General features: G+C 57.9%; 9 protein-coding genes and 1 pseudogene. 8 read left to right on the top strand and 2 right to left on the bottom strand.

The features are described 5' to 3' along the window. Nucleotides 1-11: 11 nt before the first annotated feature. The 8 genes and pseudogenes from MUBE_RS16005 to MUBE_RS11480 form a co-directional block, all read left to right on the top strand. A pseudogene (locus tag MUBE_RS16005) lies at nt 12-356 on the top strand (DUF4233 domain-containing protein); the annotation flags it as partial. 48 nt (nt 357-404) lie between these two features. After that, entirely contained in the window at nt 405-815 is a 411-nt protein-coding gene (gene ndk / locus MUBE_RS16000) for a nucleoside-diphosphate kinase (RefSeq protein ID WP_165849835.1), read from the top strand. A gap of 352 nt (nt 816-1,167) precedes the next feature. Next, nucleotides 1,168-3,903: a ribonuclease E gene (gene rne, locus MUBE_RS11505; RefSeq protein ID WP_116540627.1), complete on the top strand. Its 2,736-nt coding sequence runs from the start codon at nt 1,168-1,170 to the stop codon at nt 3,901-3,903. A 225-nt stretch (nt 3,904-4,128) separates the two neighbouring features. Further along, nucleotides 4,129-4,440 (top strand): 50S ribosomal protein L21, encoded by a 312-nt coding sequence (rplU, locus tag MUBE_RS11500; RefSeq protein ID WP_116540626.1) that lies wholly within the window; start codon nt 4,129-4,131, stop codon nt 4,438-4,440. Nucleotides 4,441-4,451: 11 nt separating this feature from the next. Next, entirely contained in the window at nt 4,452-4,718 is a 267-nt protein-coding gene (gene rpmA, locus MUBE_RS11495) for a 50S ribosomal protein L27 (protein ID WP_116540625.1), read from the top strand. A gap of 83 nt (nt 4,719-4,801) precedes the next feature. After that, complete coding sequence (gene obgE, locus MUBE_RS11490) at nt 4,802-6,247, top strand: GTPase ObgE (RefSeq protein WP_116540624.1); 1,446 nt, start codon at nt 4,802-4,804, stop codon at nt 6,245-6,247. Then, nucleotides 6,244-7,347, top strand: a complete 1,104-nt coding sequence (gene proB / locus MUBE_RS11485) for a glutamate 5-kinase (protein WP_116540623.1) — start codon at nt 6,244-6,246, stop codon at nt 7,345-7,347. Before obgE ends, proB begins: the two co-directional genes overlap by 4 nt. Nucleotides 7,348-7,562: 215 nt before the next feature. Continuing rightward, nucleotides 7,563-9,605: an NAD(+) synthase gene (locus tag MUBE_RS11480; RefSeq protein WP_116540622.1), complete on the top strand. Its 2,043-nt coding sequence runs from the start codon at nt 7,563-7,565 to the stop codon at nt 9,603-9,605. 728 nt (nt 9,606-10,333) lie between these two features. On the opposite strand, the gene MUBE_RS20465 is transcribed toward MUBE_RS11480, so the two are convergent. Together MUBE_RS20465 and MUBE_RS19120 are read right to left on the bottom strand one after the other, a co-directional pair. Then, complete coding sequence (locus MUBE_RS20465; protein ID WP_116540621.1) at nt 10,334-10,519, bottom strand: aconitase family protein; 186 nt, start codon at nt 10,517-10,519, stop codon at nt 10,334-10,336. Nucleotides 10,520-11,222: 703 nt separating this feature from the next. Further along, nucleotides 11,223-11,345 carry a hypothetical protein gene (locus tag MUBE_RS19120; protein ID WP_279386729.1) on the bottom strand — a complete coding sequence of 41 codons (123 nt, stop codon included), beginning with the start codon at nt 11,343-11,345 and terminating at the stop codon, nt 11,223-11,225. Nucleotides 11,346-12,375: the final 1,030 nt, after the last annotated feature.

Raw genomic sequence — 12,375 nt, 5'->3', positions numbered from 1 at the left:
CCCTAAAGTTTATGTCACCGGCCGACCCCTGGAAGAGCTTTGCCGCGGTGATGGCCGCGACGCTGCTCCTCGAGGCAATCGTTGTGCTGCTGGCGCTGCCGGTGGTGGGTGCGGTCGGCGACGGGCTGACACTGCCTGCGCTGAGTTACCTGATTGGGTTGGCCGGACTGCTAATCATGCTGACCGGACTACAGCGCAGGACTTGGGCGATCTGGGTGAACCTGGGTGTGCAGGTGGTGGCACTGGCTGGTTTCGCCGTGTATCCGGGTGTGGGGTTCATCGGTGTGCTGTTCATTGTGGTGTGGGTGCTGATCGCATATTTCCGCGTCGAGATCCGCCGGCGCTATACCATGCGGGGTGCCGCCGTCGAACTTATCGGTAAGCCGTTCGGTACGCTGTGCGCCGTGACCGAACGGACCCTCGTGTTGATCAAGCCGGATGGAGTCGAACGGCAATTGATTGGGGAGATCATCAGCCGCATCGAGCGGAAAGGTCTCACCATCGTGGCGCTGGAGCTCAGAAGGGTCGGCGAGGAGTTGGCTAGCCGGCATTACGCCGAACACGAAAGCAAACCATTTTTTGGATCGTTGCTGGAGTTCATCACTTCGGGTCCGGTGGTGGCGGCGATCGTGGAAGGACTACGTGCCGTTGCAGCGGTTCGTCAACTTGTCGGGTACACCGACCCGGTGGAGAAGGCGGCACCGGGCACAATCCGGGGCGATTTCGCATTGGAAACGCAGTTCAACTTGGTGCACGGATCCGATTCGACGGATTCGGCAAAGCGCGAAATCGCGCTGTGGTTTCCCGGCGTTTAGCGCGAGGACGAGAGGGGGGCCGTGCCAAGAGTCCTCAGCGGGTTCCTGAACGGGCCTTGAGTAGCCAAATCAGGGGCGAGTGGACGCGCCCAGCAATGTGTGATACTGACAGCGGGTGAACGTCGTCGTACCGGCGTCAGACACCCGAATGAAGACTTAGGCAAGCGCGACTATCGCGATTCCGCGATTTGGTGCGGCGTGTCGGGCCGTCATTCAGCACAGCGCCGAGTGAGTTCTGGATGATCTGCTCGGGGCGAGGCCATCACAAGTCCGGGAGAAGTGACCCGGACACATAGCGAAGCCCTCGCGTGGCCGCGTCGATCGGACGCGCCCGGGGGCTTGAGGAGAATACGTGATAGACGGTGCACCCCTTTCAGAACCATCAAAAGAGCCGACGCAGCATAAGGAACTACCAGACCGCTTGAGAGTCCATTCGCTTGCACGAACGCTGGGAACCACAAGCAGGCGAGTGCTGGACGCGCTGAGCGCTCTCGACGGACGGATCCGTAGCACACATTCCAGCGTCGACCGCGTCGACGCAGTCCGGGTTCGTGATTTGCTGGCCAGTCAACTCGACTTGCCCCACAACTTCACCGCCGTACCCGATAACCCTGTCATGTCCGAAGAGCCCGAATCTCGACTGATGCTCGAGACCGCACTAGAGCGGCCGCACTACATGCCGTTGTTCGTTGCGCCGCAGCCGATAGAGGTTGATGACGACGCCCGCACTGATGATGGTGTGGAATCCGGTGACGACTCCTACGTTGACGACGACGAAGGGCAAGCTGATCGACCGGCTAACCGTCGTCGGCGTCGTGGTCGTCGGGGTCGTGGTCGGGGTCGTGGTGAACAGGGCGGATCCGACATCCAGAGCGACGATGTCGGCGGCGAGGCCGACTCAACCGAGTCGGAGGGGGTCGATGGCCATGATTCCGACAACTCCGAAGACACCGAAGCTGGTGACGACGAGAAGGGGTTGTCGGAAGCCGGTAACCGTCGCCGCCGACGACGACGCCGTAAATCGGGGGCGGGTGACGACGAGGGACCCGCCCCCGACGATCCACCGAACACCGTCGTGCACGAACGGGTACCCCGCGCAGCTGGCAGGCCGGCTAACTCTGACGATGGCGTTAACAGCACGGGCAGCGGCGAGATCAAGGGTATCGACGGTTCGACTCGACTGGAGGCTAAGCGACAACGCCGCCGAGATGGGCGTGACGCCGGACGGCGTCGTCCACCAGTGTTGAGTGAGGCCGAATTTTTGGCTCGACGCGAGGCCGTCGAGCGGATCATGGTGGTGCGTGATCGAGTCCGCACTGAGCCGCCCCATCCGGGCGCACGATACACTCAGATCACGGTGCTCGAAGACGGAATTGTCGTCGAGCACTTCGTGACGTCGGCGGCATCTGCTTCCCTGGTCGGCAACATTTACCTGGGTATCGTGCAGAACGTGCTGCCGTCGATGGAGGCGGCTTTCGTCGACATCGGTCGTGGTCGCAACGGGGTACTCTATGCCGGAGAAGTGAACTGGGACGCCGCCGGATTGGGTGGGGTCGATCGCAAGATTGAACAGGCCCTCAAACCCGGCGACTATATCGTCGTTCAGGTCAGCAAGGACCCGGTCGGCCACAAAGGCGCGCGACTCACCACCCAGGTGTCGTTGGTCGGTCGCTACCTCGTGTACGTCCCGGGGGCGTCGTCGACTGGGATCAGCCGTAAGCTGCCTGACACCGACCGTCAGCGTCTCAAGGAAATCCTGCGCGAGGTGGTACCACCCGACGCGGGTGTGATCATCCGCACCGCGTCTGAGGGTGTCAAAGAGGGCGAGATCCGCAAAGACATCACCCGCTTGCAGGAGCACTGGAATCAAATTGAGGCCAAGGCAATCCAGACCAAGGAGAAAGCCGCTGGCGCTGCGGTGGCTCTCTACGAGGAACCAGATGTGTTGGTCAAGGTTATCCGCGATCTGTTCAATGAGGACTTTGCCGGCCTCGTCGTCTCCGGCGACGAGGCGTGGAATACTATTAACGAATATGTGAATTCTGTTGCTCCCGAACTGATTTCGAAGCTAATAAAGTACGAGCCGCCGATCGGGTTGGACGGGCAGCACGGTCCAGATGTCTTCGCGGCGCATCGCATCGACGAACAACTGGCCAAAGCGATGGACCGGAAGGTGTGGCTGCCATCGGGCGGCACACTGGTGATAGACCGGACCGAGGCGATGACAGTAATCGACGTCAATACCGGTAAGTTCACTGGGTCTGGGGGCAACCTTGAACAGACGGTCACCAAGAATAATCTTGAGGCGGCTGAGGAGATCGTGCGCCAGCTGCGACTGCGTGACATCGGCGGCATTGTGGTAATCGACTTCATTGACATGGTGCTCGAGTCCAACCGCGACTTGGTGTTGCGTCGACTGACCGAGGCACTCGCTCGCGATCGCACTCGTCACCAGGTGTCCGAGGTGACATCGTTGGGTCTGGTACAATTGACCCGCAAGCGGTTGGGCACCGGGTTGATCGAAGCGTTTTCGACATCGTGTCCGAACTGCACAGGTCGTGGGATTATACTGCATGCCGACCCAGTTGATTCGGCCGCGGCGGCTGGGCGTAAGTCTGAGTCAGGTGGTCGGCGAAGTAAGCGATCGAAGAAGAACCGATCAGATGAGCTGGCGGTGGCTAAGGCGCCGGCTCATGCTCCGGGTGAGCATCCGATGTTCAAAGCGATGGCCGCGGGCTTGTCCTCGATGGCTGTTGGCGGCGAGGCCGAATCTGACGAGTCCGGTGTGAAACTTACCGAGGATATCGACGAGCAGTCTGCCTATAGTTTAGAGGATGTTGACCAGGAAGACTGCGACACCGACGAGGAGGATGATCTTGACGATGACGAGGAAGACCTTAGCGACGACGAGGAACTCGATTTAGACGACGAACTCGATGTTGATGCATCTAACTCCGAGGCTGACATCGACACCACCGAAGTGCCTGACAACTTCACTATTTCCAGTAGCTCCGGATCAGGTTCTGTACGTCCGCGTCGACGGCGCGTGGCGGGCCGTCCGGCTGGACCGCCGGTCCACCTGGATTAACCGCACCCGATCGAACAACGGCCAGCGTCGGTTTGACCCTGTACTCGCTGGTCAACTACCCTTGGCCAATTGTCGATAGACCGGCGGTTAGGCTTGTTCGGCGACAGCAGGACTTAGCCCAGTGATTAGGTTTAGGCCCGCGTTGCAGACCCAGCTACGTGTATAGCCTGTGGTATACGCGCGGAGTGCCCGGCAGAGGCTAGAAAGACAAAGGCAGGAGCAACGATGGCGACCTATGCAATCGTCAAAACCGGTGGCAAGCAATACAAGGTCGCAGTGGGAGATGTGGTCCAAATCGAGAAGCTCGACTCCAAGCCTAGAGCCAAGGTATCTCTGCCGGTCGCTTTGGTCGTCGACGGTGTCACCGTCACTGCCGATGCCCAAGCGTTGGCCAAAGTTGCAGTGACCGGTGAGGTGCTCGAGCACACCAAGGGTCCCAAGGTCCGTATCCACAAGTTCAAGAACAAGACCGGCTATCACAAGCGCCAGGGACACCGTCAGCAGCTGACTGTCCTCAAGGTCACTGACATCAAGTAGGGAGCGAACAGATGGCACACAAGAAGGGCGCTTCTAGCTCGCGTAACGGTCGCGATTCCGCCGCTCAGCGGCTAGGCGTCAAGCGGTTCGGTGGCCAGGTTGTCAAGGCCGGCGAGATCCTGGTCCGTCAGCGTGGCACCAAGTTCCATCCCGGCATGAACGTCGGCCGCGGCGGTGACGACACGTTATTCGCCACGGCAGCAGGAGCCGTCGAATTCGGCGTCAAGCGCGGACGCAAGACCGTCAGCATTGTCAGACTGACTACCCAGAAGGCCTAGTTCCGCATCGAGGTCGACGTTTTGCAACTGGACTCTAACGCAAAGTGTGCAAAACGTAGGTTTTGTCATGGAAAGGAACCTCGATGCCTCGGTTTGTCGATCGCGTCGCCATCCACACTCGGGCGGGTTCTGGCGGTGATGGTTGCGCGTCGGTCCATCGTGAGAAGTTCAAGCCGTTAGTTGGCCCCGATGGTGGTAATGGTGGCCGCGGCGGCAGTGTGGTTTTCGTCGTCGACCCCCAGGTGCACACCCTGCTGGACTTTCATTTCCGGCCACACATAACCGCGCCGTCCGGCAAACAGGGTATGGGCAACAATCGCGACGGTGCGGCCGGCGCGGATCTGGAAGTCAAAGTCCCCGACGGCACCGTCGTTCTGGACGGAGACGGCCAATTGCTGGCTGACTTGGTCGGTGCAGGCACCCGCTTTGAAGCTGCCGCCGGCGGTCGTGGCGGCTTGGGCAATGCCGTGCTTGCGTCGCGTGCCCGCAAAGCGCCCAGCTTTGCACTGCTCGGGGAGCAAGGCCAGTCCCGTGACCTCATCCTGGAGCTCAAGAGTGTTGCCGATGTGGGTTTGATCGGGTTTCCCTCGGCTGGAAAGTCGTCGCTGGTGTCCGTGATCTCAGCGGCCAAGCCCAAGATTGCTGACTATCCGTTCACTACGCTGGTTCCCAATCTCGGCGTAGTCTCGGCCGGCGAGCACACATTCACTGTGGCTGATGTGCCCGGCTTAATCCCGGGAGCCTCGGTGGGCCGTGGTCTGGGCCTGGACTTTCTGCGGCACATCGAACGGTGCGCGGTGCTGGTGCATGTGGTGGATTGCGCGACTGCTGAACCTGGCCGTGACCCGATCTCTGACATCGACGCACTGGAAGCCGAACTCGCTGCGTATACCCCGACACTGCAAGGAGATGTAATGTTGGGTGACCTCGCTGAGCGACTCCGAGCGGTGGTGCTCAACAAGATCGATGTGCCCGAGGCTCGTGCACTCGCCGAGTTTGTTCATGACACCATTGTCTCTGAGCGTGGCTGGCCGGTGTTTAGCGTGTCGACAGCCACCCAAGAAAACCTCCAGCCGTTGATCTTCGGGCTATGGCAGATGATCACAGCCTACCACGATGCGCGGCCGAAGTCGGTGCCGCGACGGCCAGTGATCCGTCCGGTGCCCATCGACGACAGCGGCTTTACCATAGAACCCGACGGACAGGGTGGCTTCGTGGTCACCGGCACGCGACCTGAACGCTGGGTTCACCAGACCAACTTCGATAACGACGAAGCGATCGGCTATCTTGCTGACCGACTGGCTCGCCTTGGTGTCGAGGACGAACTCCTGCGGATGGGTGCACGACCGGGGTGCGCCGTGACCATCGGTGCGATGACATTCGACTGGGAGCCACAAACGCCTGCGGGGCGACAGGCTGCAATGTCGGGCCGGGGCACAGATGCGCGACTGGAACGCACCGATCGCGTCGGTGCTGCTGAGCGCAAGGCTACGCGACGTCAGCGGCGCGAACACGGTGACAAGCCATGAGTATACATCGCGACGCCATCAGGACTGCCCGGAGTCTGGTCGTCAAGGTTGGGACCAACGCGCTCACCACACCGTCTGGGGTGTTCGACACTAGCCGGCTGGCTGGACTTGCTGACGCGATAGAGACGCGGATTAAGGCCGGTACCGACATCGTCATCGTGTCTTCGGGTGCCATCGCCGCCGGTATCGAGCCGCTCAGACTATCGGGTCGCCCAAAGGATTTGGCGACTAAGCAGGCTGCAGCTAGTGTCGGGCAGGTTACGCTGGTGAACTCATGGAGTGCGGCGTTCGCCCGGCATGGCCGCCCGGTAGGGCAGGTGCTGCTGACCGCGCAGGATATTTCGATGCGAGCCCAACACACCAACGCACAGCGCACCCTTGACCGGTTGCGGGTGCTGCATGCTGTGGCCATTGTCAACGAGAACGATACCGTGGCCACCAACGAGATCAGGTTCGGTGACAATGATCGGCTTTCGGCCCTGGTGGCGCACCTGGTTGGTGCCGAAGCTCTAGTACTACTCTCCGATATTGACGGGCTCCACGACTCGGATCCGCGGAAGAATCCCGGTGCACGCTTTGTACCCGAGGTGGCTGGGGTGGCCGATCTCGATGGCGTAGTCGCAGGCCAGAGTAGTTCCTTGGGGACCGGTGGAATGGTGTCGAAGATGTCGTCGGCGCTGCTGGCCGCTGGTGCGGGCGTTCCGGTGCTGCTGGCTGCCGCGGCTGAAGCCGCGACCGCGCTCACTGACGCCTCGATCGGCACGGTGTTTGCTGCGCGGCCAGAACGGATGTCAGCTCGCCGGTTCTGGTTGCGCTATGCTGCTTACTCTGCTGGTTCGCTGACTCTCGACGAGGGTGCGGTGCGCGCAGTAGTACAGCAACGCCGCTCGTTGCTGGCCGCGGGTATCACCGCGGTGTCGGGTCGGTTTTACGGCGGTGATGTCGTGGAATTGCGTGGACCGGACACGACGATGGTCGCCCGCGGTGTGGTCGCCTATGACGCGACCGAGCTGGCCGCTATGATGGGTCGGTCGACCTCGGAGTTGCCCGACGAGCTGCGTCGGCCCGCGGTGCACGCTGACGACCTCGTCTCGGTGTGATGCGGGTCAGGACGCCTTCGTTGCTTTGAGATACCTTGCTCCCCGGATGATCTCAGCGTGGTTACAGGCCCAACACCGCTGCGAGAGAGCGCGTGTCTGTACAGCGGCAAGCCGACAACACTGGTATTCTGCGAACGCTGGTGCCGTACTGTTGATACGACCTTCTCAACCCGGCGAAGGCGAGGTGCCATCAGTCGGGTGACAATGAGAGGGCGATGGACTTCTACAACGCCTACAGTCAGGGTTTTGTCCGCGTCGCTGCGTGCACCCATCACGCCTCCATCGGCGATCCGGCGGCCAATGCCGCGTCGGTTTTGCGGTTGGCCCGCCAGTGCCACGACGACAGCGTTGCCGTGGCCGTTTTCCCGGAGCTGACGCTGTCTGGGTACTCCATCGAGGATATCTTGCTCCAAGACCTTTTGCTTGAGGCTGTTGAGGACGCCGTACTCGATCTTGTCGCGGCCTCCGCCGACCTGTTGCCGGTTTTGGTCGTTGGTGCCCCGTTGCGCTATAGGCACCGCATTTACAACACCGCAGTGATCATTCACCGCGGCGTGGTGCTCGGTGTGGCGTCTAAATCGTACCTGCCCACCTATCGGGAGTTCTACGAACGTCGTCAACTTGCACCTGGAGACGATGAACGCGGCACCATCGGCATCGGCGATCTGCGGGCACCGTTCGGCCCCGGTCTGCTGTTCGCCGCAGCCGACCTGCCTGGCCTGGTGCTGCATGTCGAGATCTGTGAGGACATGTTCGTGCCAATACCACCCAGTGCCGAAGCAGCGTTGGCGGGTGCGACGGTGTTGGCAAATCTGTCCGGGAGCCCAATCACGATTGGCCGCGCCGAAGACCGTGGCCTGCTGGCCCGCTCGGCGTCGTCGCGGTATCTGGCTGCTTACGTCTATGCTGCCGCGGGGGAGGGTGAGTCCACAACCGACTTGGCTTGGGACGGCCAGACGATGATCTGGGAGAATGGTGTGCTGCTTGCGGAATCCGAGCGTTTCCCCAAGGGGGAACGCCGCTCAGTCGCTGATGTCGACACCGAACTGCTTCGATCCGAGCGACTACGCATAGGCACTTTCGACGACAACCGCCGCCATCATCGAGCATTAGTTGAGCCATTCCAGCGCATCGAGTTTCGGCTTGAGCCGCCGGCCGGCGATATCGGACTGCTGCGGGAGGTTGAGCGTTTTCCGTTCATCCCGGCCGATCCGCAGCAGTTACAGCAGGATTGCTATGAAGCTTACAACATTCAAGTTTCCGGGCTCGAACAGCGGTTGCGTGCGTTGGACTACCCGAAGGTTGTCATCGGAGTTTCTGGCGGGTTGGACTCGACACATGCACTGATTGTCGCTGCGCGCGCGATGGACAGGGAAGGTCGCCCGCGTAGCGATATTCTCGCGTTCATGCTGCCCGGATTCGCGACCGGAGACCACACTAAACGCAATGCCACGGAGTTGTGTCGCTCACTGGGTGTCACTTTCACGGAAATCGACATTAGAGACACCGCAACATTGATGCTGAAAGAAATTGGTCATCCGTTCTCACGCGGCGAGGTGGTCTACGATGCCACCTTCGAGAACGTCCAGGCGGGTCTGCGCACCGACTACCTCTTCCGGCTGGCCAATCAGCATGGCGGTATTGTGCTCGGCACTGGTGACCTATCGGAGTTGGGGCTGGGCTGGTCGACCTACGGTGTGGGTGATCAAATGTCGCACTATAATGTCAATGCTGGTGTACCAAAAACATTAGTGCAGAATCTGATCCGCTGGGTCATTGCCTCGGCTCAGTTCGAGTCGAGGGTTGATGAGGTGCTGCAGTCCGTCCTCGACACCGAAATCACTCCGGAACTTATTCCAAGCGATGAGGAAGGAGAATTTCAGAGCAGCGAAGCAAGGGTTGGGCCATTCGCCTTACAAGATTTTTCGCTGTTTCAGGTTCTGCGTTACGGATTTCGGCCATCGAAGATCGCATTCCTGGCATGGCACGCTTGGAGTGATCCCGAACGCGGCACTTGGCCGCCTGGATTCCCTGAGGATAAGCGATTATCTTATTCACTCAAGGAAATTCGGTACTGGCTTCGAGTTTTTGTACAGAGGTTTTATTCGTTTAGTCAGTTTAAAAGATCGGCATTGCCCAATGGCCCCAAGGTGTCTCATGGAGGAGCGTTATCACCGCGCGGAGATTGGCGTGCTCCGTCGGATATGCGCGTGCGGATCTGGCTCGACGAGATCGAACGCGAAGTGCCCGAAGAGTAGTTAACGAGTTCGGTAATCAGATACCCTGGTGCTGTCAAGCAAGGCATAATGCCATAGCTTTCGATGATGTTGAATAGCGGGCCGCGCAATTCGGAAACCGAGCCGTATTTGCCCGTGGTGTTGTTTTGCTGTGTGCCAGAGCCCAGATTGAACCTTCCGATGTTGACCTCGCTGAAAATCGTGGTGGCATCAAGAATGGTCATTGCGGACAGGCTGGTGTCTACGGCATTGCGGAAGAACAATGAGTTGAATTACTTGGTGATGAGTCCCTCGACATCGAGCTCGGTGAAAAACGTGATGACTAGGTGTGGACGTTCTAAAACCGAATTTGTTTCCAGCCAATACGACATCTCCTGGCGACACCTGATCGATTCAGCCAAGGTGGATCTCATAGAAAGTGTATTTTGCCGTCTCCGGCGAGTCCATTTTCACCATAAAGACTTGAGTACATGGCGTCGGTATTCAGGTTGTAGCCGAACAACCATACTTTGCTTCGGAAAGTCACCGTCATGCTGTCACATTCCTTGGGTGGGTAATATATCGGGTAATTGCAGACGCGTACACAGTCACCGGAGAAGTCATGAAAATTGCTACCCAGGTGCTGACTATGCTTCCGGTGAAGTTACGGGCGCTCTACGCAATACAAACCTTGCCGTGTTCGACTACACCCATGTGGTAACCAAAACACGCGTCGCAAGTGGAATTGGTGACCACAGCACCCGTGTAGACTATGTCCTGCGAATAGCACAGCTACATGGCTGTCCAGTGGACGCGGGCGTTACGACCAACCGTACGCCCGAAACCACGGTCTTGCCGCGCAGCACCTGCGCGGCAATCTCGAGATCTTCGAGTTGGCTGTTCGTACACGAACCAATGAGCGCCTGGTCTACTTTTTCTACCCAACTGTGAGACATACAGCCCGTTGTTGCTCACGGTGCCCGGAAACTCTGCATACGGTTCTAATAGCGCCAGGTTTATAGTCGCACATCATGGTAGCTCACGCCAGAATTCGTTGCAGCAGAGGTGTATACGGTTAGATCGCGGTCAGTGAAGCAACTGATCCGCCCATCGTCTTCTTTAAAAATATTTAAATATGCTGACATATACTTACTTTGATTTCAAATGATACATCTGTCATATATCGGGAAGCCAGCCAAACCTGATCTGTTGAACTTCAGGTTCAGCTTTGCGATGTCACCGTACTCGTTGGTGATGTGCAAGAAAATGCCTTTGCCACTCACCACGGGAGTTTTGACGTTGCATAGTTCGTAGCGGATCGTCGGTGCAATTTGGAACCAGATTTAGCCAGTGCACATGGTCAAATACACCTCGGCGTGAACCAGCCCTGTGTGCCGCAGCGTTGTATGCTCAGGTGATGAAGGTACGAAAGTCGTTATGGGGCAAGTACTTCTCTTGTCCTGATCAGCTTATTTTCGGCGATGACCCGGTGGCTGATGCCGTTTTTTCTGGAATCTATAGAAGTTTTCTATACCGAAAGTCAGCAAAGAACTTTTGCGTATGGAAACCGCTAGTGCAGTCCTTGATGACCGGTGCGTTTACAGCATGGTACATCACGACAGTGGCTTTATTGTGGTCGTGGATTCTGTTGGGCTAAATCTACATCGTTGCGAACTGTAGATCGATCAGTACGGTCATACCGATATTGATCACGACGGTGTCACCGGACGACACTAAGTTTATACGAGTCTTGTGCTCGAGGATATTTTCGATAATGGTCATTCTAACGGGGGTCCTCAAGTGGGTATTAAGCATCAAGTTGCAGCCGCTTCGCCATGCCGGCCAGATGGAAGAAGTTGGGAGGAAAGAACATTGAGTTACCGACGACATCAACCCCCTTCAGTTCGCAGAGCCCTTGTATCATGTCGACTGTCGTGTGTCGTGTGTCGTGTGTCGGACAAGAGCACTTGGATAAATCGAGACAGTGTACCCTAACACTCATATTAGCATAGCCGGTAATTGTAGTACCATACCACTAACTATCTAATATATAAGCAATTTATCATCGATTTTCATTGCAATGAAATTTATTTAGAAGATTTCTTGTGGCTCATCAACAGAGATAATTTCTGCTCCGACATCGGTATATCGATTGACCTATTTGATAGCCGCATCTAGCTTGAGTGGGCTGCACGCATCGGTGCGCGCTTACCACAAGTAGGTTGTCATCAGACCTGACATCAAGTGTGACCGCCAGCGTTTGTTCAAATGCCGTTGTATCAACAACTTGCTTGTCCGGTAGATGACCACAAAGCTTAGGAAAACCTTTCTTCCAACTGGATCGCAGCCACACCCGCGCTGATCGTAATATACTGCAACGTGACCGTTTCGACTGGTCAGATACGCGAAGATACCGTAGAAAGCCTCTGGCGCGATGATCAGTTCGCGTTTGTCCAGCATGCCTTGTAGCCTTGGATGAATTGGCGTTTTTGGTATTATTGATACTGAAGTTCGTAGGTGCAGTTACTTCGTGCTGTTACATTGTGCCGTGACCCGGATGGGTCGGGTGAGGCAGTATGTTGATTGTCGGCCTAACGATGCGGCTTGAAAGGACTGGTCACCCGACTAGCCGGGCCCACACGATGCTAATTGAGATCTGCGATGGGATCGCCTGTTTAAGGAAATGCTGACGGGATTGTCCGTGGGGATCATGTTGGCGGACAAGCGAAAAAGTGTTTGATGGCAGCGGGACAATTGCGAGCTAGTGTGGATGCTGGTACAGCAGCATTACTGGGTTGCGGTAGTTGATAGC

The sequence above is a fragment of the Mycobacterium uberis genome, assembly GCF_003408705.1.
Lineage (GTDB): Bacteria > Actinomycetota > Actinomycetes > Mycobacteriales > Mycobacteriaceae > Mycobacterium > Mycobacterium uberis.
This window is presented reverse-complemented; position numbering and strand designations above follow the sequence as displayed.

Coding starts and splice junctions, on each gene's coding strand:
- rplU (WP_116540626.1), top strand. CDS start 4,129: ATGGCGACCTATGCAATCGTCAAAACCGGTGGCAAGCAATACAAGGTC.
- rpmA (WP_116540625.1), top strand. CDS start 4,452: ATGGCACACAAGAAGGGCGCTTCTAGCTCGCGTAACGGTCGCGATTCC.
- obgE (WP_116540624.1), top strand. CDS start 4,802: ATGCCTCGGTTTGTCGATCGCGTCGCCATCCACACTCGGGCGGGTTCT.
- proB (WP_116540623.1), top strand. CDS start 6,244: ATGAGTATACATCGCGACGCCATCAGGACTGCCCGGAGTCTGGTCGTC.
- MUBE_RS11480 (WP_116540622.1), top strand. CDS start 7,563: ATGGACTTCTACAACGCCTACAGTCAGGGTTTTGTCCGCGTCGCTGCG.
- MUBE_RS20465 (WP_116540621.1), bottom strand. CDS start 10,519: ATGTCTCACAGTTGGGTAGAAAAAGTAGACCAGGCGCTCATTGGTTCG.
- MUBE_RS19120 (WP_279386729.1), bottom strand. CDS start 11,345: ATGACCATTATCGAAAATATCCTCGAGCACAAGACTCGTATAAACTTA.